Annotated in this window: 23 protein-coding genes; 11 read left to right on the top strand and 12 right to left on the bottom strand. The window is 68.1% G+C overall.

Annotated features, from left to right (window positions below; translation table 11 throughout):
* Positions 1–52: 52 nt before the first annotated feature.
* A complete protein-coding gene (locus L6Q21_RS12795) occupies positions 53–2,416 on the bottom strand; it encodes a serine/threonine-protein kinase (RefSeq protein WP_237831157.1) in 2,364 nt (787 codons plus the stop codon).
* Positions 2,409–2,963, bottom strand: a complete 555-nt coding sequence (locus L6Q21_RS12800) for an ECF-type sigma factor (protein ID WP_237831158.1) — start codon at positions 2,961–2,963, stop codon at positions 2,409–2,411. The genes L6Q21_RS12795 and L6Q21_RS12800 overlap by 8 nt, the downstream gene beginning before the upstream one ends.
* 227 nt (positions 2,964–3,190) lie before the next feature.
* Between L6Q21_RS12800 and L6Q21_RS12805 the strand changes: the two genes are divergently transcribed.
* Complete coding sequence (locus L6Q21_RS12805) at positions 3,191–3,928, top strand: PEPxxWA-CTERM sorting domain-containing protein (protein WP_237831159.1); 738 nt, start codon at positions 3,191–3,193, stop codon at positions 3,926–3,928.
* A gap of 260 nt (positions 3,929–4,188) precedes the next feature.
* On the opposite strand, the gene L6Q21_RS12810 is transcribed toward L6Q21_RS12805, so the two are convergent.
* The gene (locus L6Q21_RS12810) at positions 4,189–4,455 is read right to left on the bottom strand and encodes a DUF6489 family protein (protein ID WP_237831160.1); all 267 of its coding nucleotides are present in this window, start codon (positions 4,453–4,455) and stop codon (positions 4,189–4,191) included.
* 134 nt (positions 4,456–4,589) lie between these two features.
* Here L6Q21_RS12810 and L6Q21_RS12815 point away from each other — a divergent pair, with 134 nt between their 5' ends.
* Positions 4,590–6,170: a M28 family metallopeptidase gene (locus tag L6Q21_RS12815; RefSeq protein ID WP_237831161.1), complete on the top strand. Its 1,581-nt coding sequence runs from the start codon at positions 4,590–4,592 to the stop codon at positions 6,168–6,170.
* A gap of 484 nt (positions 6,171–6,654) precedes the next feature.
* Here L6Q21_RS12815 and ubiB read toward each other — a convergent pair whose 3' ends face one another.
* Together ubiB and ubiE are read right to left on the bottom strand one after the other, a co-directional pair.
* Complete coding sequence (ubiB, locus tag L6Q21_RS12820) at positions 6,655–8,172, bottom strand: 2-polyprenylphenol 6-hydroxylase (RefSeq protein WP_237831162.1); 1,518 nt, start codon at positions 8,170–8,172, stop codon at positions 6,655–6,657.
* A gap of 453 nt (positions 8,173–8,625) precedes the next feature.
* The gene (gene ubiE, locus L6Q21_RS12825; protein ID WP_237831163.1) at positions 8,626–9,366 is read right to left on the bottom strand and encodes a bifunctional demethylmenaquinone methyltransferase/2-methoxy-6-polyprenyl-1,4-benzoquinol methylase UbiE; all 741 of its coding nucleotides are present in this window, start codon (positions 9,364–9,366) and stop codon (positions 8,626–8,628) included.
* A gap of 79 nt (positions 9,367–9,445) precedes the next feature.
* On the opposite strand from ubiE, the gene mutM reads away from it, so the two are divergent.
* From mutM to L6Q21_RS12870, 9 genes are all read left to right on the top strand, one after another.
* Complete coding sequence (gene mutM / locus L6Q21_RS12830; RefSeq protein WP_237831164.1) at positions 9,446–10,258, top strand: bifunctional DNA-formamidopyrimidine glycosylase/DNA-(apurinic or apyrimidinic site) lyase; 813 nt, start codon at positions 9,446–9,448, stop codon at positions 10,256–10,258.
* Between the two features lie 70 nt (positions 10,259–10,328).
* Positions 10,329–10,733 (top strand): hypothetical protein, encoded by a 405-nt coding sequence (locus L6Q21_RS12835; protein WP_237831165.1) that lies wholly within the window; start codon positions 10,329–10,331, stop codon positions 10,731–10,733.
* Positions 10,730–10,945, top strand: a complete 216-nt coding sequence (locus L6Q21_RS12840) for a helix-turn-helix transcriptional regulator (RefSeq protein WP_237831166.1) — start codon at positions 10,730–10,732, stop codon at positions 10,943–10,945. The genes L6Q21_RS12835 and L6Q21_RS12840 overlap by 4 nt, the downstream gene beginning before the upstream one ends.
* A 93-nt stretch (positions 10,946–11,038) precedes the next feature.
* The gene (gene rpsT / locus L6Q21_RS12845) at positions 11,039–11,302 is read left to right on the top strand and encodes a 30S ribosomal protein S20 (protein WP_237831167.1); all 264 of its coding nucleotides are present in this window, start codon (positions 11,039–11,041) and stop codon (positions 11,300–11,302) included.
* An 892-nt stretch (positions 11,303–12,194) separates the two neighbouring features.
* Positions 12,195–13,613: a chromosomal replication initiator protein DnaA gene (gene dnaA / locus L6Q21_RS12850; protein ID WP_237831168.1), complete on the top strand. Its 1,419-nt coding sequence runs from the start codon at positions 12,195–12,197 to the stop codon at positions 13,611–13,613.
* A 517-nt stretch (positions 13,614–14,130) separates the two neighbouring features.
* Complete coding sequence (thrS, locus tag L6Q21_RS12855) at positions 14,131–16,137, top strand: threonine--tRNA ligase (protein ID WP_237831169.1); 2,007 nt, start codon at positions 14,131–14,133, stop codon at positions 16,135–16,137.
* Positions 16,138–16,139: 2 nt separating this feature from the next.
* Positions 16,140–16,571: a protein tyrosine phosphatase family protein gene (locus L6Q21_RS12860; RefSeq protein WP_237831170.1), complete on the top strand. Its 432-nt coding sequence runs from the start codon at positions 16,140–16,142 to the stop codon at positions 16,569–16,571.
* A gap of 30 nt (positions 16,572–16,601) precedes the next feature.
* Entirely contained in the window at positions 16,602–17,777 is a 1,176-nt protein-coding gene (locus L6Q21_RS12865) for a patatin-like phospholipase family protein (protein WP_237831171.1), read from the top strand.
* A 10-nt stretch (positions 17,778–17,787) separates the two neighbouring features.
* Positions 17,788–18,552, top strand: a complete 765-nt coding sequence (locus L6Q21_RS12870; RefSeq protein WP_237831172.1) for an enoyl-CoA hydratase/isomerase family protein — start codon at positions 17,788–17,790, stop codon at positions 18,550–18,552.
* A 193-nt stretch (positions 18,553–18,745) separates the two neighbouring features.
* Here L6Q21_RS12870 and L6Q21_RS12875 read toward each other — a convergent pair whose 3' ends face one another.
* From L6Q21_RS12875 to L6Q21_RS12905, 7 genes are all read right to left on the bottom strand, one after another.
* Complete coding sequence (locus L6Q21_RS12875; protein WP_237831173.1) at positions 18,746–19,363, bottom strand: cell wall hydrolase; 618 nt, start codon at positions 19,361–19,363, stop codon at positions 18,746–18,748.
* A gap of 247 nt (positions 19,364–19,610) precedes the next feature.
* Complete coding sequence (locus tag L6Q21_RS12880; protein WP_237831174.1) at positions 19,611–19,943, bottom strand: DUF1491 family protein; 333 nt, start codon at positions 19,941–19,943, stop codon at positions 19,611–19,613.
* The gene (locus tag L6Q21_RS12885) at positions 19,930–20,409 is read right to left on the bottom strand and encodes a PaaI family thioesterase (RefSeq protein ID WP_237831175.1); all 480 of its coding nucleotides are present in this window, start codon (positions 20,407–20,409) and stop codon (positions 19,930–19,932) included. Before L6Q21_RS12885 ends, L6Q21_RS12880 begins: the two co-directional genes overlap by 14 nt.
* Positions 20,406–20,870, bottom strand: a complete 465-nt coding sequence (locus L6Q21_RS12890; protein ID WP_237831176.1) for a PTS sugar transporter subunit IIA — start codon at positions 20,868–20,870, stop codon at positions 20,406–20,408. Before L6Q21_RS12890 ends, L6Q21_RS12885 begins: the two co-directional genes overlap by 4 nt.
* Positions 20,871–20,974: 104 nt before the next feature.
* Positions 20,975–21,553 carry a ribosome hibernation-promoting factor, HPF/YfiA family gene (gene hpf / locus L6Q21_RS12895; RefSeq protein WP_237831177.1) on the bottom strand — a complete coding sequence of 193 codons (579 nt, stop codon included), beginning with the start codon at positions 21,551–21,553 and terminating at the stop codon, positions 20,975–20,977.
* Between the two features lie 26 nt (positions 21,554–21,579).
* The gene (gene dnaQ / locus L6Q21_RS12900) at positions 21,580–22,248 is read right to left on the bottom strand and encodes a DNA polymerase III subunit epsilon (protein ID WP_237831178.1); all 669 of its coding nucleotides are present in this window, start codon (positions 22,246–22,248) and stop codon (positions 21,580–21,582) included.
* A 43-nt stretch (positions 22,249–22,291) separates the two neighbouring features.
* Positions 22,292–22,669, bottom strand: coding sequence for a SpoIIAA family protein (locus L6Q21_RS12905; RefSeq protein WP_237831179.1), 378 nt, complete (start codon positions 22,667–22,669; stop codon positions 22,292–22,294).
* Positions 22,670–22,895 lie beyond the last annotated feature (226 nt).

Consider the following 22,895-nt stretch of genomic DNA (forward strand, 5'->3'; position numbering starts at 1 on the left):
AGGGCTGGTATGGGTTTCCGGCCTGGCGTTGGGCTGCTGAAGGGGGTGCGGCTCAGAGGTTGCGGGCGGGGAGTTCGCGTGGCGGCTTTCCGCTGTCGCAGATGTCGTGGAGGAAGGCGCGGGTTTCGGGCAGGCTGTTCTGGCGGTCGAATTCGCTGAGCTTGCCTTCCGATTCCAGGGCGAGGAAGCTGGCGAGCAGTTCGCGCCAGAGGCGGCAGGCGCCCTCAGTGTCCCCCAGATTGTAGAGGTTGGTGGCGCTGGTGCGCAGCGCGGCGTTGCGCGAGCGGCGGGCGCCGGGGGCGTCGCCGGCCAGCGCCACCAGCCTGTCATGGGCTTGCAGCACCTGCGCCGTGGCGGCCTTGCTGGCGGCGGCGTCGCGCCGGTCGGCGTGGATCTGCGCCAGCACTTCGCCGGCGATCGCCTGCATCTGGATTCCGCTGGCGTCGTTCGGATCCTGCGCCGCCATGCGGTCGGCGATGGCGACCGATTCCTCGATGGACGCGCGGGCCTCGGCGTCGCGCTTGTTGGTGCGGTGAACGACGGCCGCATACCAGAGCGAGATGGCGAGCTTGCGCATGATGGCCGGATCGCCCGGCTTTTCGGCCAGCAGCGAGCGGTTGATGGCGATCGCCCGGTCGAGCGTGGCGCGGGCTTCCGCCGGCATGTCTAGCTTGTGCTGCGGTTCGGCGAGGAGGCGGAGGTTGGCGCTGCGGGCGGAGCGCACGCCGGCGTCCTGCTGGAGGTCGGCGGGGAGGCCGGCGAGGAAGTCCTCGGCCTTCTGGTGCAGGGACAGCGCGCCCTTATAGTCGTTGTTCCAACCGTAGCTGTCGCCCTGGGCCTGCAGCGCCGTCGCCATCAGCCGGGCGGCTTCCGGCGTGCGAGTGGCGAAGGGGGCGATGGCCTTCTCCGCCTGCTCCGCTTCGGCTCGGGCGGCGATTTCGTTGTTGTTGTTGTAGAGGTTGGCGCCAGCCTGCGCGAGGCGGAGCGTGGCATAGGCGGTGGCGAGCGCCTGGTCGTCCGGCGTCGCCTCATAGGCCGGGGTGAGGAGGGCGTCGGCGCGGGCGAGCAGGGCATTGGCGTCGGCGTAGCGGCCGAGCGATTGCGACTGGCCGCCGCCCGTCACTTCCGCGAGGCGGACGAAGCCGCGACCGGCCTCGGCCCGGACGTCGGCCGGGGCGTTTTCCATGGCCGCGAGCGCGTCGAGATAGGCGATGGCGGTTTTCGCCAGCGTTTCCCGCGCGTTAGTGGCGCCGGGCACCTTGCTGACGGAATCGTAGACATCGAACAGCAGGGCGTTGGCGATGGCGCGGGTCTGTTCGAAGCGGGCCTCGGCCTCGGCTTCGGCGCGGCGGGCCTGGGCGTTGGCGAAGCTGACTCCGACGAGGCCGCCGGCGAGCGCGAGGAAGGCGAGCGCGGCCGCGGCGACGGCGGCCTTGTTGCGGGCGGCGAATTTGCGGATGCGATAGGTTTCTCCGCCGTTCATCGCAGCGACCGGCTGGCCGGAGCGGAGCGCGGCGAGATCCGCCGCCAGCGCGTCGGCGCTGGGGTAGGCGGGGGTTTCGGCGGTGGCGGCGGCAACGATGGCGGCGAGTTCGGGGCTGGGCCTGGGGCCGGCTTTCGGGCCGGATTCTGGACCGGAATCTGGGATCAGGCGCTTGATGAGGCGGCCGAGGGCGGCGATGTCGACCGCCGTGCTGGCGCCCTCCATATCCGCCGGCCGGGCGATTCCGAAGTCTATGAGCTTCGGCGTGCCGTCCGCCTGCACCAGCACGTTCAGGGGGGTGATGTCGCGGTGGATGATGAGGCGCTGGTGGGCGTAGGCGACGGCGCGCGCCGTCGTCTCGAGGAGGGCGAGACGGGCGCCGGTGTCGAGGTTGCGGGCGGTGGCCCAGCGGTCGATCGGCTCGCCCTCGATCAGCTCCATGACGATGTAGGGCGAGCCGCCGGGCGTCTCGCCGCCGTCCAGCAGGCGGGCGATGTTCGGGTGCTGCAGGGCGGCGAGCGTCTGCCGTTCGGCGCGGAAGCGCTGGGCCAGCACGTCCGACAGCAGGCCGGGCTTGATGAGCTTGATGGCGGTTTCGTGCCGGAAGTCGCCGGTGTCGCGGGTGCCGCGATAGACGGCGCCCATGCCGCCGCGGCCGATGAGGGCGGTGATCCGATACTGGCCGATGCGCTCGGGCAGGGGAGAGGGGCCAGAAAGGCCGAGTGCGGCGCCGCCGGTGCGCAGCGAGGCGATCCGGTCCGCCTCCAGCAGTTCGGCGAGCCGGGCCTTGACCGCGGCGTCGGCCGTGCGGCCGGCGATCCAGCTTTCGCGCGCGGTCTCGGGGACGTCCAGCAGATCGTCGAAGAGGATGAGGGCGACCCGTTCGATGGCGTTGCGGTCGGTCGGGGGATCGCCGACGGGCGTCTCAGCCATCGATGGGGTTTTCCAGCGCGTCGGCGAGCCAGGCGCGGGCGGTGCGCCAGCGGCGCTTGAGCGTGGCTTCCGACAGGCCGGTGACTTCGGCGATGTCCCCCAATGGCATTCCGCCGAAGTAGCGCATTTCGATAATGTCCGCGAGCTGCATGTCGATCACCCCCAGACGCCTGAGCGCGGTTTCGAGGGCAATCAGGTCAACCCGTTGCTCGCCGTCTATGTCGGCGTTCAGTTCCATCTTCAGATGCGCGCGCTTGTCCGTGCGCTTCTGCCGGGCGTGGTCGACGAGGATGTTGCGCATCAGCCGGGCGGCGAGCGCGATGACATGGGCGCGGTCCGCCAGGTCTATGCGGCCGAGGCGGACGAGGCGGAGGATGGCGTCGTTCACCAGATCGCCGGACGAGAAGGAGACGTTGCGCTCGCGCCGGAGCTGGGCGGAGGCGATCATCTTCAGCTCCGGGAGGAGAAGCTCCACCAGCTCGTCGCGCGCGGCCATGTCCCCTCCGCGCCAGTCGCGGATAAGATCGTTCACCCGGTTTTCCGCCATATGGTGCATGGAATGACCGACCCCGTTGCCCCAGTCTTCGGACTGCCCTTCATATGGGACTAGGGAGCGGTTCGCGGCTTGGCAAGAAAATGCATGGTGAATCGACCGGGTGAGCCGTTTTCCCGGTTTTTTGCCGCTATGTCTGTTGCGGGGCGATGGTGGGCATGCCCCTGAACAGGGAGAGACAGATGTTTCGGACAGGGTTGGCGGTTTCGGCCGCGCTTCTGATGGCCGCGCCGGCGTTCGCCGCGCCGGTGGATCTTTCGGACTGGACCCAGGAAGGCGGCGGCAACTGGGTGCTGAGCGCCGACAGGAACAGCGTCGAGCAGACCTGGAATGTCGTGCCCGGCGTGTTCTACGGGCCGGGCAATGCGCAGGGGAAGAAGCTTTCCGGCACGATCAAGGTGAACACCTCCAGCGACGACGACATGATCGGCTTCGTGCTGGGCTATGACGCCGGCGAGATCAACGCCGGGCCGGGCGGCGCGGACTTCCTGCTGATCGACTGGAAGCAATATGACCAGGGCGGCTTCTACGGCGGCACGGCGAAGGCCGGCCTCGCCATTTCGCATGTGACGCGCGGCCTCACCGACGACGCCGGCGCCTGGCTGCACAACCCAGATTTCGGCGTGACCGAACTGGCGCGCGGGGCGACGCTGGGCTCCACCGGCTGGGTGGATTATCAGGAGTATAGTTTCGACCTGGAGTTCACCGCCAGCAATGTGAAGGTGTATGTGAACGGCATCCTGGAACTGGACGTGGACGGCAGCTTCACCGACGGGGCGTTCGGTTTCTACAACTATTCCCAGCAGAATGTGATCTACGCTGGCATCCGCGAGGATGTGCTGCCGCCCGATCCGACCCCGGGCGTGCCCGAGCCGGCGACCTGGGCGATGCTGATCCTGGGCTTCGGCGCCGTGGGCCTTTCCGCCCGCCGCCGGCGCGCGGTGCGCGCCAGCAATTGAGTTGGGGCAACCGATTTTCGGATTTCTCGGGGGCTGACTGGGGCGTCGCGCGCAGGAACGCGGCGCCCCTTTCTATGGAGCCGGGCCCTGTTGGGCCACTTCAGCCGGCGGCTGGCTGACAGGCGTAGGGGAGTTTCCGCCTGAGGCGGGCGAGAGCCTCTGCGGACGGTTCCACTTCCATCACCGCGCGCACCGGGCCTCCCGGCAGCGCGGCGCGCATGAAGGAAACCGCTGAAGGGCGGGGCGAATCCCCGCCGCTTTCAGTCGCGCTTTTCGGCGGGCCTGGCGGCGCCGGGGTTCATGGCCGTCAGCATCAGCTTCTGCCAGGCTTCCAGCCCCTCGGTCACGCCGGGGACGCCGCTCGTCCACTGCTTCATCAGCTTCTGCCAGTCGTCCGAAGAGGGGCCTTCGAAGGCGAAGCTCTTCATGCGCTCCACCCAGGCCTCGTGCAGCGGCGTCAGGTCCGGAAGGCCGAGGAAGGCGCGGGCTTCGGCGGGCGTGGCCTCGATTTCGACTTCGAACTTCATGGGCGGGGTCCTCCTTCGCTGCGCAGACTGACGTTGCAATGTTGCAGCTTTGCGAGGGCGCCGCAATCGCCCACTCCGCGGCGCTTGCGGGGGTGGGGGATGTGCGGCATTCCCCTGAAGTAAAGGAGAAACAGATGCGATTTGCCGCTTTGCTGGCCTCTGCCCTGACCCTGTCCGTGCCGGCCGCCGCCGGGCCGGCCGAAGATCGCTGGATGGCGCATGTGAAGGTGCTGGCGGACGACGATATGGAAGGGCGGCTGGCGGGAAGTGCCGGCTATGACCGGGCCGCCGCCTATGTCGCCGCCGAATATCGGAAGCTGGGGCTGCTGCCGGGGGGAAGCAACGGCTTCTACCAGCCGGTGCCGCTGAAGGAGCAGAGCCTCGATCTGCCGGCTTCGCGGCTGGCGCTGGTGGGGGCGGCCGGCGAGCTGCCCCTGGCGCTGGGCGAGCAGGTGCTGCCGGGCACTCGCGTGCCGCAGTTGCCGGAGGCGTTCGAGGCGCCGCTGGTGTTTCTGGGCAATGGGCTGCACCTGCCGGAAGCCGGGCATGACGATTTCGCCGGGCTGGATCTGAAGGGCCGGATCGTGGTGACGCTGGGTGGCGGACCGAGGGCCCTGTCCGGCGCGCTGAAGAGCCATGCGCGCTCGGCCGAATTCTGGCCGGCGCTGGAGCGGGCCGGGGCGATCGGCGTGGTGACGCTGGCCGACCCCCGGCAGATGGACATTCCCTGGGAGCGGCAGAAGCTGTTCGCCGCCACGCCGGGCATGCGGCTGGCGGACCCGGCGCTGAACGACGCGAAGCGGCCCTTCTTCACCGCCAGCTTCTCGCCCGCTGAGGCCGAGCTGCTGTTCCGCGAATCCGGGCACAGTTTCGCCGATTTGCTGGCGATCGCCGACAAGGGCGGCGCCTTGCCGCGCCTCGAGCTGAAGCAGAAGCTGAAAGGGCGGATCGTGGCGCATGACCGGGCGTTCAGTTCTCCCAACGTGGTGGGGCTGTTGCCGGGGCGCGATCCGAAGCTGAAAGGCGAATATGTGGTGCTGACCGCGCACCTCGACCATATCGGCGTCGACAGGCCGGTGAAGGGCGACGCCATCTACAATGGCGCGATGGACAATGCGTCCGGCATCGCCTCCATGATCGAAAGCGGGCGGGCGCTGAAGGCGGCGCGGCCCGGACGATCGGTGCTGCTGGTGGCGGTGACGGCGGAGGAGAAAGGGTTGCTGGGCAGCCGCTATTTCGCCGAGCGGCCGACGGTGCCGGCGGGCGCGATCGTCGCCAACCTCAACATGGACATGTATCTGCCGCTGTGGCCCTTCACCCATGTGACGGCGCTGGGGGCGGAAGAATCGACGCTGGGGCCGCTGTCGGCCGAGGTGGCGGCGAAGCTGGGGGTGATGCAGGTGCCCGACGACGCCCCGGAGCGGAACCTGTTCGTGCGATCCGACCAATACAGCTTCGTGCGGACAGGCGTGCCGGCGCTGGCGCTGAAGTTCGCCGCCTCCACGCCCGAACAGCAGGCGATCCAGAAGGCCTGGCTGACGGAGCGCTACCACGCGCCCTCCGACGACCTGAAGCAGCCGATCGAGCCGGGCTATGCGACGGCCTTCAACCGCTATCTGGTGAAGCTGATCGAAGCGGTGGCGAACGCGCCGGAACGGCCGGGCTGGCGGGAGGGGAGCTTTTTCCAGCGATTCGAGCGGAAGGTGGGGGAGTAGGCTGGGGGATGGTTCGAAGGGGCTTTGCCTCCGGCGGCCAGGGCTTTGCCCTGGACCCAGCAGGGGCGTGACGCCCCTGCACCCCCGGTTCTCGGGGTGTGCGGCGGGGTTGGGCTGGTGGAAGGGTTTATGGCCTGCGGCGCTGACTGGTTCGAGCGCCGCAGGCAATTGAAACCGGTTGCGGGCGCGGCTGTGTTCGGGGGTTTGATCGGCTGGGCCATTCGTCGCCCCGGGCTTGACCCGGGGTCTGGCTTTGTTTCTCCGGCGTTGGGCGGGCGAAAAAGCTGGACCCCGGGTCAAGCCCGGGGTGACGGGTGAGGGAGTTGGTTGGTTTTGCGCTTGGTTGAGAATCGGGGGTGCAGGGGAAACATTCCCCTGCTGGGTCCAGGGCAAAGCCCTGGCCGCCGGAGGCTGCACAAGCTGGACGGTGGGCGCTAGCGGCTCGCTACCACCCCAACCCCTCCCCCTGAAGGGAGAGGGAGTTTCAGGTGAAGAGGGCTGTCAGTGCTGCGCCTGCGGCCGCGCCTGCTATCAGCCATGGCCAGCGGCTGGGGGGGGTTTCCGCCAACGGCGGCAGGGGTGGCAGCGGCGGGGCGGCGCTTTCGGCTGGGAGCTGGCGCACGGCGCGGCGGGCGAGGCCGGGTAGCCTGCCGAGCAGGCGGAGATTGGCGACGAGGCTGTCGGCCGCCTTCGCCTCCGGGCCGAGTTCGTCGCGAATCCAGCTTTTCACATAGGGGGCGGCGACGTCCCACATGTTCACCCGGGGGTCGAGCCCGAGCGCCACGCCTTCCACCATCACCATCGTCTTCTGCAGCAGCAGCAGGTGCGGTTGCACCGCCATGTCGAACTGGCGGGTGATGGCGAAGAGCCCGTCCAGCAGGTTGGCGACCGAGATGTCGCCGGCGCTGCGGCCGCGAATCGGCTCGCCCACGGCACGCAGCGCGGTGGCGAAGGCGCCGATGTCGTGGTGGGGCGGCACATAGCCGGCCTCGAAATGGATTTCGGCCACCCGCCGGTAGTTGCCGGTGATGAGGCCGTAGAGGATTTCCGCGAGATAGACCCGGGCGCGGCGGTCCAGCCGGCCCATGATGCCGAAGTCGATCAGCACCAGATCGCCCTCCGGCGTGAGCAGTATGTTCCCCTGGTGCAGGTCGGCGTGGAAGAAGCCCTCTCCGATCGCCTGCGCGAGGAAGCCCCGCACCAGCGCCGCCGCCAGCGCGTGCCGGTCGGCGCCGGTCGCCTCGACGGCGGCGCGGTCCGTCAGCTTGACGCCCTCCACCCACTCCAGCGCCAGGGTGCGGCGGGTGGTCTGTTCCCAGACGACGGCGGGCACGCGGATTCGCGGAGCGCCGCGCACCGCCTCCGCCAGTTCCGAGGCGTTGCCGGCCTCGCGCCGGAGGTCGAGCTCGGCGTTGGTCCACTGGCGGAAGGTCTCGATGACGACGCGCGGCTTCAGCCGCTCGAACTCGCCGCCCAGTCGCTCCAGATGCGCCGCCGCCCAGGCGTAGCTGGAAAGCGCGCGCTGGAACTGCTGCTCCACGCCGGGGCGGAGGATCTTCAGCGCCACCGTCCGCCCGTCCAGCGTCTCGGCCTTGTGCACCTGCGCGATGGAGGCGGCGCCGATCGGCGCCTGCTCGATGTGGCGGAAGTGGGCGCGCCAGCCGCCGGAGAGCGCGGCGTTCAGCTCCGCTTCTATTTGCGGCCATGGGGCTGGGGAGAGATCGTCCTGAAGCTTGCGCAGGTCGGCCGCCGCCGCCTCGCCGACGAGATCCGGCCGCGTCGCGAGCGCCTGCCCGAGCTTCACCGCCGCCGGGCCGCAATGCTTGAGGCCGCCGGCGTAGTCGGGGGTTTCCGGGGCGTTGGAGCCCAGGCGCAGGAGGCGGGCGGCGAGGCGGGCCGGCGGGGGGACGTCCGGGTTGCTCTCGAACGGGCGCAGCGCGCCGTGGCGGGCGAGGCGGCGGATGTCTCCGGCGAGACGCCAGGCGTGGGTGGCGCCGGTCATTGCAGGGCTCTGCCCTGCACCCGGAAGGGGTCTTTAGACCCCTTCACCCCATTTTGTTTACGGCAATCGGGCGGCCGCCGAGCTGACACTGGATATTTCCAACACCCGTCACCCCGGGCTTGACCCGGGGTCTCGCTGTCTTCCTCGAACGCGGCGCCGGCGGAAAAGCTGGACCCCGGGTCAAGCCCGGGGTGACGATTGGGTGTTACAGTCGCCGCTTCCCACCGGAACCACCGTTCGCAGCGTGGGTTTGCAAACCGCACAATCGCCTTTTGTTTGGGGGGGTGAGGTATGGGAAGCCCGCGCTTCTGGCTGGCGCCGCAGGCCATAGGACTTCCGGCGTGGGTGATCTGGCGCTGCATCCGAATCAGCCCCACCGAACGCTTTCCGGGGTGCAGGGGCCTACAGGCCCCTGCCGGGGTGAAGGGGCAGAGCCCCTTCCCTTCCCCGCCATCAATATTTCCACCCGCTGTGAATCGCCACCGCTCCGCCGAGGATTGGGCGCGCCTTCACCTGCCGGAAGCCGGCCTCCTCGATCATGCGGGCGAAATTTCCCATGTCCGGGAAGCGTTTGATGGATTCGGCGAGGTAGCGATAGGCTTCCTCGTCGTCGGCGACGACCGCGCCCACCTTGGGGACGAGGTTCAGGGTGTAGAGGTCGTAGAGCTTCGCGAATCCGGGCCACTCGCTGGCGGAGAATTCCAGGCAGTAGAAGCGGCCGCCCCATTTCAGCGTGCGGCGGATGTCGCGTAGCGCCTTCGGGATGTCGGTGACGTTGCGGATGCCGAAGGCGATGGTTACGGCGTCGAAGCTCCGGTCGGCGAAGGGCATTTCCTCGGCGTTGGCTTCCACGAAATCGAGGTGGCCGAGGCCGCGCTTCTCCGCCCGCTCGCGGCCGACGCCGAGCATGCCGGGGTTGATGTCGGCCACCGTGACATGGGCGCCGCGCGCGGCGATGCGGAAGGCGATGTCTCCGGTGCCGCCGGCAAGGTCGAGGATGTTCTCGTGCGGCTGCGGCTTCAGCAGGCGGACGAACTCGTCTTTCCACAGGCGGTGGAGGCCGCCCGACATCAGGTCGTTCATGATGTCGTAGCGCGAGGCGACTCGGTGGAAGATATCGCCCACCGCGCGGGTCTTTTCCTCGGGCGCCACATCGCGGAAACCCAGTGAAACCAGTTGTTCGCTGTCAGCCATGCGCCACCCCTAGCGCGAAGCGATATGCAGTGCCACTTCCACGGCCGCATAAGGAATTTCCGGCCACAAGAGAGACAGCATGCCTGAACTGCCCGAAGTCGAAACCGTGGTGCGCGGCCTTTCGCTGCTGCTGGTGAATCGCCGGCTGGCGCGGGTGATCGCCCGCCGCCCGGACCTGCGCTGGCCGCTGCCCGACGATCTCGGCCAGCGCCTGTCCGGCGCCACCGTCACTGCCCTCCGCCGACGCGCCAAATATGGCCTGATGGAAACCGACCGCAGCGATACGCTGATCTTCCACCTCGGCATGTCCGGCAAGTTCCACCAGCTGCAGGGCGAGCCCGGCGTTCACGACCATGTGCTGTTCGAGCTGGACGGCCTGACGCTTGCCTACAACGACCACCGCCGATTCGGCTCCATGCACCTCGCGCCCACGGCCGAAGCCGGCCGGCACCGGCTGCTCGCCGGGCTGGGGCCGGAGCCGATGTCGGGCGATTTCTCGGGCGAATATCTCGCGGCCCGCGCACAAGGGCGGGCCACATCGATCAAGGCGCTGCTGCTGGACCAGCAAGTGGTGGCGGGCATCGGCAATATCTACGCCTCCGAAGCGCTGTTCGAGGCGCGAATCGATCCCGCCCGACAGGCGGGGCAAATCTCCGCCACCCGGCTGACCCGGTTGGCGGACGCCGTGAAACGGGTGCTGGCAGCCGCCATCGAGGCCGGCGGATCAACCCTGCGCGATCATGCGCAGGTTTCGGGCGAGCTCGGCTATTTCCAGCACAGCTTCCGCGTCTATGGCCGGGAGGCCGGCGATTGCCCGGCCTGTGGCGGACCGATCCGGCGGCGCGTGCAGGCGGGGCGGTCGACCTTTGATTGCCCCTGCTGCCAGTGCTGAATGTAAAGCTTGCTTGACGAGAAGTCACCTTTGCATGTAAAGCTTCCTTCACATTGCAAGGAGAAGCGCCGTGCACAGTTCATCCGCCCAACAGCGATACAATCGCCGCGTCCTGTGGCTCGCCATCGCTTATGCCACGCTGTTGCTGCCCACCGCCTATCTGCTGAAGCTGCAGCTGGTTTCCGGGCCGCTTGCCGTGCTGCTGGCGGCGCTGCCGGCGATTCCCTTCTGCGGCTTCTTCTGGATGATGGGGCGCTATCTTTCGGAAGAGACAGACGAATATGTGCGCATGGTGCAGGTACGGTTGTTGCTGGCCGTCACCGGCCTGCTGCTGGCGGCTATGACGCTGTGGGGGTTTCTGGAGCTGTTCGGCTTCGTGCCGCATATTGCGGCCAGCTGGTGGCCCGTGCTCTGGGTGGTGGGATGCAGCACGGCCGCCTGTATCCAGCGGCTGCGCGCCCGGACGGATCAGTGATCAACCGGCTGAAGGCGCTGCGCGCCGAACGCGGCTGGAGCCAGCAGGAACTGGCCGAACGGCTGGATATCTCGCGACAGAGCGTGATCGCCATCGAGACCGGCCGTTACGACCCGTCGCTGCCCCTGGCCTTCCGCATCGCCGAGTTGTTCCAGCTTTCGATCGAGGACATCTTCACCAGTCCGTCGGCAGCCGGGAGGGTGCAATCTTGACTGGCCATCCCCTCGAGGCTATGAGCGCCGCCTTTCCGGATGGCTTTGCCTGGCCGGTGGCTTTTTTTGATTCTTCGAAGGTGACTGGACGAGATGGCGAACACTCCGCAGGCCGAAAAGCGCATTCGTCGCAACGAGCGGCGCGCGGCTGTCAACAAGGCGCGTCTTTCGCGGATTCGCACGCATGTGAAGAAGGTCGAGTCGGCCATCGCCGCGGGCGACAAGGTTGCGGCGGAAGCGGCGCTGAAGGCGGCGCAGCCCGAGATGGCGCGGGGCGTGGCCAAGGGCGTGATTCACAAGAACACCGCTTCGCGCAAATATTCGCGGCTGTCGAAGCGGGTGTCCGCGCTCGGCTGAGCGATTCGGGCCGCCCTGGCTCTGCCGGGCGGCTTTTCCATCGAGGCCGGGTTTCGGGCGGCGGTTGCGCCGCCTTTCTTGTGCGCTCGATGCGCGCCGGCAGGCCGAGCGGGTGTTTCAGAGGCTTTAGGCGGCTTGCCGCGACTGTGGGGCGACCGGTCGTGCGGGACTGCGCCCCATTGTCACATTTCTCCCCCCGGAATCGGCCTGGAGATTCGGCTGTGTCAGCCGATTCGCGAATTTGCAATGAGAACGTCACAATTTTTCCCTTAATTTTCTGTATCTTATAGAAAATAGCTGGGAAATCCGCCGCTTGGGCTGTCAATCGAATTATTTTCAGTTCCGTGAATTTTGCGGCCTTGTGCCCGCCCGCCTAGGCTGTTTTAGTCCCCGCACACAGCCGGTCCGACCGGCCTGAGAGAGGGAAAGGGGCGAGTCGCCCCGGACGCTTTCGAGGGTGAGAGACCGGCAGTTCAAGAGAGTCGCGCACGGGCCGTGGGTAACCGGGTTCAGGCGCCTTGGCCGGCTTGCGGGAAGTCTTCCCGCGAGAGGGCCTTGTTTGTGGGCGAAAGCCCGTTCCTATGTGGGGAGGTCGTGAGACTGATGGGGCCAGAATCGGATCGCAGCCAGTTTCGGACGCTCCCGAAGGGGATCGTGCGCCGGTCGTCCGGCGCGCGCCTGCGGGCCGCCCGGCTGCGATCATCGGGCTTTCCCCGGCCCTTTTCCTGGCCCTCCCGCCTCTTCCTCGCAAAGCCCGATCTGCCCGCAGGGGTGACCAAGGGCTGACCGGCCCGCCATCGCCCTTGCGCTCCGGCGCCTTCCCGCGCCACCAGTTCCTCCAGTTCCCGGCAGATCCCAACCCATGCAGCCTTTCCCGCCCGCCCAGACTTCCATGCCCGCGGAGCCCCTGCGCCAGCAGGGCGCCAGCCGCGCCGATTCGGCCGGAGGATTGAACGCCGATGCGCTGCGGACCTGGGGGCTGGTGCGCGCGCATCTGCTGTCGGACGTGGGCGAGAAGACCTTCAACAGCTGGCTGAAGCCGTTGCAGCTGCTGTCGGTGAGCGGCGGCGAGGTGCGGCTGGCGGTGCCGTCGCGCTTCATGGCCGACTGGGTGAAGAATCACTTCGCCGACCGGCTGCGCCATGCCTTCGCCGCGCACATCCCCGGAATCCGCAACGTGGCGATCGAAGTGGGGGCGATCGAAGTGGGGGCGGGCGCCGCCATCGTCTCCGAAGAGGCCCCCGAAGCCGCCCCGGCGGAAGCGGATGCCGGCGAGCCGGTGAACTTCGAGCCGCGCTACAGCTTCGACAGCTTCGTGGTCGGCAAATCGAACGAGCTGGCCTTCAACGCCGGTCAGGCAATGGCGTCCGCCGTCACCTCCGGCAAGGCCGCCGGCTTCAACCCGCTGTTCCTGCATGGCCCGACCGGGCTCGGCAAGACCCACCTGATGCACGCCATCGGCTCGCAGGTGCTGGCCGCGAACCCGAAGGCCAAGGTCGTCTATCTGTCGGCCGAGCGCTTCATGGTGGAGTTCCTGGCGGCGCTGCGCGCCCGCGACACCATCAGCTTCAAGCGGCGCCTGCGCTCCGCCGACCTGCTGATGGTGGACGATGTGCAGTTCATCGCCGGCAAGGATTCGACGCAGGAGGAATTCTTCCACACGATGAACGAGATCATCTCCGCCGGCCGCTGGCTGGTGATCTCGGCCGACCGCTCGCCGCAGAATCTGGAAGGCATCGAGTCGCGAATCCTCTCCCGCCTCGCCTGGGGGCTGGTGGCGGACATCAACCCCGCCGACTTCGAGCTGCGCTACAACATCCTGAAGACCAAGCTCTCCGCCATGCCCGGCACCGATGTGCCGGACGATGTGGTGCAGTTCCTGGCGCGCAAGATCGTCGCCAACGTCCGCGAGCTGGAAGGGGCGCTGAACCGCGTCATCGCCTATGGCAACCTCGTCGGCCGCAAGCTGGACCTGGACTTCACCCGCGAAGTGCTGGCCGACGTGCTGCGCGCCCACTCGCGCAAGCTGACCATCGACGAGATCCAGCGCCGCGTCGCCGACCATTATGCGCTGAAGATCAACGACCTGATCTCCCCCCGGCGCGCGCGCGAGGTGGCAAGGCCGCGGCAGGTGGCGATGTATCTGGCGAAGATGCTGACGCCGCGATCGCTGCCCGAAATCGGCCGGCGGTTCGGCGGGCGCGACCATACCACCGTGATGCACGCGGTGAAGCGGATCGAAGAACTGCGCGCGACCGACCATGAACTGGATCGGGATATCAACCAGTTGCGGCGGGCTTTGGATTCCTGAGCCGGGTTGGCGGGGGCGGGGTTTTTGCCTCCGGCGGCCAGGGCTTTGCCCTGGACCCAGCAGGGAAATGATTTCCCTGCACCCTCTTTTGGTTTGCCTGGGTGGATCGATTGCGGCGCTGTGCCGGTGAAGGGATTGATTGCCTGCGGCGCTTTGGAACTACGCAATTCGTCACCCCGGGCTTGACCCGGGGTCCAGCTGTTTTTGCCCGCCATTCGGGCATGATCGGCGAACCTTAGCGCGCGCGGAAGCTGGACCCCGGGTCAAGCCCGGGGTGACGGTGGAGATGGCGGTTGAAAATCCACAAGCTCGGCGCCGCAGGCAATAAACACTCGACCTTCAGCCCAAACTTGCCGCGTTTAACCGAGAATCGGGGGTGCAGGGGCGTCACGCCCCTGCTGGGTCCAGGGCAAAGCCCTGGCCGCCGGAGGCGTGCCCCGCTGACGCGCGGGCCCTGCCCTTGCCCTCCCCCCTGCCGACCCGGTAGGGAGGCCCGTTTTCAAGCAAGGAGTTTCCCGTGTCCGCCCTTATCCGCCTTACCCTTCCCGATGGCTCGGTGCGCGAAGTCGCCGCCGGGACTACCGCGGGGGATGTGGCGCGGGCGATCGGGCCGGGGCTGGCGAAGGCGGCGCTGGCGGCGCGTGTCGATGGGGAGGTGCTCGATCTGGAGCGCCCTATAAACGCCGACGCCAAGCTGGCGATCGTGACGGCGAAAGACGAGGCCGACGCGCTGGAGCTGGTGCGGCACGATTTCGCGCATGTGCTGGCGGAGGCGGTGCAGGCGCTGTATCCGGGGACGCAGATCACCTTCGGGCCGGCGACGGACGACGGCTTTTATTACGATCTGGCGCCGCCGGCCGGGCGGGGGCCGTTCACCGACGAGGAGCTTCCGGGGATCGAGGCGGAGATGCGGCGGATCATCGCCGCCGACAAGCCGCTGCGCCGGGAAGAGTGGAGCCGGGACGCGCTGATCGAGAAGTGGCAGGCGCAAGGGGAAAGCTTCAAGGCCGAGTGGGCGGTGGAGCTGCCCGAGGGCGAGGCGCTTTCCGTCTACTGGTCCGGCGACGACTGGATGGACATGTGCCGGGGGCCGCATCTGCCCTCCACCGGCAAGCTGGACCCGGCGGCGTTCAAGCTGACGCGGGTGTCGGGGGCTTACTGGCGCGGGGATCAGCGCAATCCGCAATTGTCGCGCATTTACGGCACCGGCTGGCTGAACCGGAAGCAGCTGGACGCGCATCTGACGATGCTGGAGGAGGCCGCGAAGCGCGACCACCGCAAGCTCGGCGCGGAAATGGACCTGTTCCATTTGCAGTCCGAAGCGCATGGCAGCGTGTTCTGGCACCCCAAGGGCTATATGATCTGGCGGCAGCTGGAAGCCTATATGCGCCGCCGGCTGGACGCGGCCGGCTATGTGGAGGTGAAGACTCCGCAGGTGATGGACGCGAAGCAGTGGGAGCAAAGCGGCCACTGGGGCAAGTATCGCGAGAATATGTTCGTGATCCCGGACGAGGTGCCGAACACCGGGGACGAGGGGCCGATCGTTTCCGACGCCGCCGACTGGATGGCGCTGAAACCGATGAACTGCCCGGCGCATGTGCTGATCTTCCGGCAGGGGATCAAAAGCTACCGCGACCTGCCCTTGCGGATGGCGGAGTTCGGCTGCTGCCACCGCAACGAGCCGCATGGCGCGCTGCACGGAATCATGCGGGTGCGGCAGTTCACGCAGGACGACGCGCATATCTTCTGCCGCGAGGACCAGCTTGTGGGCGAGGTGGCGGGGTTCATCGACCTGCTGAATTCCGTCTACCATGACCTCGGCTTCGACGATTATGCGGTGAAGCTGGCCTTGCGGCCGGAGAAGCGCTTCGGCTCCGAGGAGATGTGGGACAAGTCGGAGGAGGAGCTGCGCCGGGCGGTGATGGCCTCCAACCTGCCGCAGGCGATCAAGGACGGCTTCGAGGAGCTGCCGGGCGAGGGCGCCTTTTATGCGCCGAAGCTGGAGTTCCACCTGACGGACGCCATCGGCCGCACCTGGCAGGTAGGAACCATCCAGTCCGACCGGGTGCTGCCCGAGCGGCTGGACGCGAGCTATGTCGGCGAGGATGGCGAGCGGCACCGGCCGATCATGCTGCACCGGGCGATCCTGGGGACGTTCGAACGCTTCCTGGGGATATTGATCGAGCACCATGCCGGGCGCTTCCCGCTGTGGCTGGCGCCGGTGCAGGTGGTGGTGGCGACGATCGTTTCCGACGCGGACGCCTATGCCGAAGGGCTGGTGGCGAAGCTGCAGGCGGCGGGAATCCGCGCCGAGGCCGATCTTCGCAACGAGAAGATCAACTATAAGGTGCGGGAGCATTCGCTGGCCAAGGTGCCGGTGCTGCTGGTGGTCGGCCGCCGCGAGGCGGACGAGGGCACGGTGGCGGTGCGGCGGCTGGGCGAGGAGCGGCAGCAGGTGGCTGCCTTCGACGCGATATTGGCGGAACTGCGCGAGGATGTGCGGCCGCCCGACCTGAGGAGCTGAACATGCTGGAGCCGCGCCGCCTGACCGAGAGCTTTTCCGCCGCGCCGCAGATCGCGGTGGAGGATGTGGCGGCGATCAAGGCGGCGGGCTTCGGCTTCATCGTGAACAACCGGCCCGACGGCGAGGCGGCGGACCAGCCTTCGGGCGCCGAGATCGAGGAAGCGGCGCTGGCGGCGGGGCTGGGCTATTGCGCCATTCCCGTCGACCACAGCGGTTTCTCGGTGGAGCAGGTGGCGGCGCTTTCGGCGCTGATGGTGTCGCCGCGGCCGGTGCTGGCCTATTGCCGATCCGGCACGCGCTCCACCATGCTGTGGGCGCTGGCGTCCGCGAGCCGGGGCGAGGACCCGGATACGCTGATCGACCAGGCGCTGGCGGCGGGCTATGATGTGCGGGCATTGCGACCGGCGATGGAGCAGCTGCGCGGAGAAGGGTGACCTATGTCAGGACGGTTGCGAGACGAACCCGTGGTCAGATATTGCGACACGCCGCCCGATGCGCGGCAGCCGCATATGAATGTGCTGGTGCTGCAGGGTGGCGGGGCGCTGGGCGCCTATCATCTGGGCGTCTGCGAGGAACTGGCGGCGATGGATGTCGCCCCGGACTGGGTCTGCGGCATTTCGATCGGCGCCATCAACGCCGCGCTGATCGCCGGCAACCGGCCGGGCGAGCGGCTGCCGGCGCTGGTGGCCTTCTGGGAAAGGGTTTCCGCCGGGCTGGCGCCGGCTTTCGCCATTCCCGACGGACCGATGCGCGAGCTGTGGTCGGAAGGGGCGGCGGCCTGGATCGCGACGACCGGGGTGCGTGGCTTCTTCCAGCCGCGCTTCCCGCCCTCGAAACTGCAGCCCAAGGGCACGCTCGGCGCCATCAGCTATTACGACACCGAGCCGCTCCGCCAGACGCTCGACGAGCTGATCGACTGGGATTATCTGAACGACGGGCCGATGCGGATGGCGGTGGGCGCCGTCAGCGTGACCACCGGGCGGATGCATTTCTTCGATTCGAAGGGCGGGCGGGACCATGTGCGGATCGACGCGCGGCATGTGATGGCCTCTGGCGCGCTGCCGCCCGGCTTCCCGCCGGTGGAGATCGGCGACGACTGGTATTGGGATGGCGGAATCGCCTCCAACGCGCCGCTGCAGCATGTGCTGGACGAAGGCACCGAGTTCGACAAGAATATCTTCCAGGTGGACCTGTTCCCGGCCGAGGGGCCTTTCCCGGAATCGCTGCTGGACGCCGAGACGCGGGCGCAGGACATCCGCTATGCCAGCCGCACGCGGCTGAACACCAATCTGGAAACCGGACTGTCGCCGGCGCGGCAGGTGGTGCGGCGGGTGCTGGACAGTTGCAGCCCCGACCTGGCCCTGCTGAGCGCGCAGGAACTGCGGACCCTGCGGGAATTCGCCTGCGAGCAGCATATCGAGATCGCGCAGATCATCTATCGGCAGAAGGCTTATGGCGGCAAGGCGCGCGGCTATGAGTTCAGCCGGCCGACGATGGAAGCGCATCGGGCCGCCGGGCGGCGGGATGCCTCGCGGGCGCTTTCGGTGCGCGACTGGCGGCTGCGGCCGGCGGTGAACGGCGTGCATTGCATCGATGTGGGCGCGGACGACCCCATATCGCAGCCGAAGCCGAACCGGTAGCGGCCTTCGCATGGGGTTGAGGACGGAGCGCCGGGGCGCGGTCGGCCGGCTGCTGATCGACCGGGCTTCGAAGCGCAACGCCTTCACCCAGGCGATGTGGGAAGAGCTGCCCGTGGCGCTGGACCGGCTGCTGGCGGATTCGGCGGTGCGGGTGATCCTGATGGCCTCGGCCGGGGGCGGCGCCTTTTCGGCGGGCGCCGATATCGCCGAGTTCGCGGCTGGCGCGCGCGATCCGGCCTGGCGGGCGCGCAACCAGACAGCCATCGCCGAAGCGCAGCGGCGGCTGGCGCGGGCCGGAAAACCGGTGATCGCCGCGATCGAAGGCGATTGCGTCGGCGGCGGCTGCGGGCTGGCGATCGCCTGCGACCTGCGGGTGGCGGGGCCGGAGGCGCGGTTCGGGATCACGCCGGCGAAGCTCGGCCTGGTCTATTCGCTGCACGACACCAAGCTGCTGGTCGATCTGGTGGGGCCTTCGCAGGCGAAGCGCATCCTGTTCACCGCGCAGCTTCTGCCGGCGGCGGAAGCGCTGCGGATCGGGCTGGCGGATGTTCTGGCGGACGATCCGCTGGCGGAAGCGGAAGCGCTGGCGGAGGCGATCGCCGGGGTTTCCTCGCACAGCGTCCGCGAATCGAAGCTTATGGTCCGGCGGATTCTGGACGGGCAGGTGGAGGATGACGCTGAGACCGAGGCGCTGTTCGGCGACGCCTTCGCCGGGGCGGATTTCGCCGAAGGGGTGGATGCCTTTCTGAACCGGCGGGCAGCGCGCTTTTCCTGATGGGACGCGATTCTGCGCCGGCGGGAAGCTGGACGCGGGGTGACGGCTATGCCCGGCGCTGCGTCGAGAACAGGGGGTGCAGGGGAATCATTCCCCTGCCGGGGTGAAGGGGCAGAGCCCCTTCGGACTTTCGGAGAAAAGACGCTTCAGGGGCGGCGGCCGATGGCTGCCGCCCCTGTTCCCCTCCCCGGGATCAGCGATAGAAGATGTGCTGGCCGACGGTGGCCACCCGGCGGAGCTTCCAGCCGGGATTCACGCGCGTGGCGTGGAAGTGCGTGGCATCCGGCACGATTTCCTGCCAGCTGCCCGAAATGGCGATGAGGGCGACCGCCCGGGCGATCTCCCAGGCGCGGGCGTTGGTGGGCGTGGGAAGCGGCGCGCCGGCCTTCACGAAGCCGAACTGCCTGGGCGCCTTCACCACGGCGCAGATGTCGCGGCCGAAGCGGCCGTCTTCCACGCGGTTCAGGATCACCTGCGCCACGGCGAGCTGGCCGTCGAGCGGTTCGCCCTTGGCTTCGAAATAGACGGCGGTGGCGAGGCAGTTGGACTGGCTGTCCATCTTGCCGGCTTCCATTTCGCGGACTCCGGCCACCAGATTCGTCAGGCTGCCGGCTTCCGGCAGGATCATGCCTAGCTCGGGCTCGGGAAAGTCGTGAGCCAGTTCCACGAAAGGCGCGGGCTCCGGAAGGGCCTCGGCGCCGGGGGATTCGATTTCGTTCAGAAATTGAAGGTCGCCATTGGGGGCTTCGCCGGCGGCCAGCAGCAGCACAGCGGCGGCCAGGAGGGCGGCAGCCCGAACGGGATTGCGCATCAGATACTCGTCGCTCGCGGTTCCTGGGGCTGCGGATGCGGGGCTGGCGCCCCCATCGAGGAGCCGCCAGGGCCGAATCACGCGCGAACCGCGCTTTCCATGCCAGCCATCCTGCCCGGAATGGCCGGTACGCTGCCGGAACCCGCCTGGGTTCCCGACCGGCCAACCCATCCCGAATTCGCGGGGGGTGTCATGGACCCGTCACAGTGCACGGCGCGCGCATGGTTCATGACCCGGAAAGGGTCAACTAAGCGGAGGGCAATCCCGGGACGAACCGTGCAGGCCGAGCGATATCCAGTTCCAGCACCCAGAGGTCCGTATCGAAACGGCGCTGCCGCTCGACGAACTGGGCGACGGCCGAGTCCCCCTCGGCGGCGAGGCGCCAGCGGGGGGCGTCGTCGAGGCTGGGAAGCTTTTCAAAAGCCTCGACTTTTTGGCCTTCGCGGGTAACGATCAGCAGGGCCGAGCCGAAGGGGCTGCCCTTGGCGAGGACGGTCGCGAAGCCGCCGTCCGCCTGCACCTGCCGGACGATGGCGGGAACGAGAAGGCTGGCCGGCGGCTGCGGCTCAGCCATCGCCATCGTCGGGGAGATAGCCGGGCAGGTCTCGCAGAAGGATGCGCGAGCGCATGAAGGTGCCCTGCCCGCGCGCCACTTCCTCCCCTTGCGCGTCCAGCAGGCGGCTTTCGGCGATCACCACCCGGCGCTGGCCCGAAACCCATTGGCCGACGGCGAGCAACGGCTCCGCCTTCACCGGCCGGGTGAGGAAGAGGTTGAACTGGGTGGTGAGGACGAACTGGTCCTCCACCATGGAATTGGCGGCGTAGAAGGCGGCGTCGTCCAGCATCTTGAAATAGATGGTGCCATGGGCGGCGCCGGCGGCGTGGAACATCTCCCGCGTCACCGCGAAGCGAATTTCCGCCCGGCCGGCCTCGGGGATGCCGAGCCTGGAACGGAAGACGCTGTTGACGGGCGCCCGGGCGTAGAGCCGTTCCAGCCCGTCGAGATGCGTGCGGGGGCTCGCCCGGGAACTTGCACTGGGGCTCATGCGGCCCGCTTCTCCACGCTGGAAAGGATCGCCCAGAGCGCGCCCGCGTCGGCCGCGCCGCGCAGCTTGGCGACGAAGGCCCGGTCCCTGAGCGTGCGGCTGACGAGCGCGAGCGCCTTCAGATGCCCGGCCCCGGCTTCCTCCGGCCCGACGAGGGCGACGAGCAGGTCGACGGGGACGCCGTCCACCGCCTGCCACTCCAGCGGCTGCGCCAGGCGGACGACCGCCGCGCGCATTTCGCCCGCGCCCGCCACCCGCCCGTGCGGAATGGCGATGCCGCCGCCGAAACCGGTGGTGCCAAGCCTCTCCCGCTCCGCAAGGGCCGCCGCGATGGCCGGCGCCGGCGCATCCGTTTCCGCCGCCAGCAGATCGCCTATCCGTTCGAACGCGGCCTTCTGACTTCCGATCGAGGGATCGAACGCGACGGCGCCGTCCCCCAGTAAATCCCTCAGCTTCATCATCTTCACTACTTGTTCGGCGGCCGGCCACGCCGGCGATGCGCCCCCTCTAGCGGATGGAAGGCGGCCGCGTCAGGCCGCCTTCCAAGCCTCCCTGAACTCTGGCCTCAGGCCCGGGGTTCCACCCAGCCTATGTTTCCGTCCTCCCGGCGATAGACCATGTTGAGCGATCCCGTGCGGGAATTCTTGAACAACAGGGCCGTGGTGTTGCGCAGGTCCAGCATCATCACCGCGTCGGACACGCTGCTTTCCGGGATGTCCACCCGGGTTTCGGCGATGGTGAGCGGCGCGTCCGGCGCTTCCTCCTGCTCGGCGGCGGCTTCGAAGATGCGGTATTCGGCATTGTCCGGCAGGTCCGCCAGCGGCAGCTCGGCGAGCGAAATGCTGCCCGACTTGTCCTTCAGCCGGCGCATGTAGCGGCGGAGCTGCTTTTCGATCTTGTCCGCCGCGCCGTCGAAGGCGACCTGCGCCACCGCCGCGCGGTTCGAGCCCTTCAGCACCAGGCCCTGCATCACATGCATGACGATGTCGCACTGGAAGCTGTCGTAGGGGCCCGGCCCCAGCGTGACCGTCGCGCCGATCGCCCGCTTGAAATAGGTGTCGGCGATGGCCCGCAGCCGGTCGTTCACATGAACCCGGAACGCCTGACCCGTTTCCACCTGATGGCCAGCTACCCGGATGTCCATTTCACTTCTCCTTCGCATGTTCCCGCTCAGACGGACTTTCGCCAGAGCGGCTCCTTCATCTTGTCCAGAAAGGCGCGGTGCGCGGCCTCGTCCTCCGCCGGCAGGGGGAAATCCCGGACCGGCCAGCTGACCGTATCCACCACTTCGCGGATGGAAGCCGAGACGCTGAGGTCGAAGCCGATCTGCCGGCCGCCCGTCAGTTCGATATAGACGTCGGCCAGCAGTTCCGCGTCGATCAGCGCGCCGTGGAGGATGCGGGCGGAACGGTCGATCCCGAAGCGGGTGCAAAGCGCGTCCAGCGTGTGCTTGGCGCCGGGGAAGCGCTTGCGCGAGAGATCCAGCGTGTCCACCACGCGGCCGCTGTCCAGCGGCTTCAACCCGGCGTGCTCCAGCTCGAAATTGAGGAAGCGCATGTCGAACTGGGCGTTGTGGGCGACGAGGATGGCGTCGCCCAGGAAGGCGACCAGTTCGCCCGCCTTTTCGCGGAACTTCGGCTTGTCGCGCAGAAATTCCTCACTGAGGCCGTGCACCTGCTCCGCCTCCAGCGGCATGGAGCGGCCGGGGTTGGTGTAGAAATGCAGGTGGCGGCCGGTCGGCATCCGCTCCACCAGCTCGACCCCGGCGAATTCCACCAGCCGGTGCCCATCCCGAGGGTCGAGGCCGGTGGTTTCCGTGTCGAACACAATCTCGCGCATTTCGATCCTTATCCGCCCCTTTTCCCGCCCCGGCAAGTGTGCCTCAGGCGCGGGCGACCCACTTCAGCCCTGCCTCCGCCTCGTCCGGCGTGAAGGACTTCAGCGACATGTGCGGGGTGATCGCATCGAAAAGGGAAATGGTGCCGCGCAGCACGGCATTGTCGGTGACGAGGCCGACCCGATCGAAACGGCTGAGCCAGCCCAGATGCAGGAAACGCTGCTTCAGCCCCTCCAGCATCGCTTCCAGCCCGACATGGGACCATGAGCTGGCATCGACATAATAGCTGAGCCTGTCGTGCGCGGTCAGCTTCTCCAGCGCCTCGCCGACCTCGCGGTAAAGCCGCTCGATCTCCTCGGCGGTGAGGGTTTCGCCCAGCTTCACCGCCACCACATGCGACGGGGCCTCGATGCGCTCGTACATGGGTATGCTCCTCCTCTTAAGGTTGAAGTAGGTATCGGGCTTTGGGGTTCAATGGCGGGTTCCGGCTTTCTTTTTGCGGCCTTCGGGGAGAATCGAAATATCCACCCCTGCGGGAGGCTATGCTTTGGCGGGGGGTTGTTCAACTCGGGATGGTGGGGGTTTTTGCGCCTCCGGCGGCCAGGGCTTTGCCCTGGACCCAGCAGGGGCGTGACGCCCCTGCACCCCC

The organism is Sandaracinobacteroides sayramensis (assembly GCF_022014495.1).
In the GTDB taxonomy this organism is placed as follows: domain Bacteria; phylum Pseudomonadota; class Alphaproteobacteria; order Sphingomonadales; family Sphingomonadaceae; genus Sandaracinobacteroides; species Sandaracinobacteroides sayramense.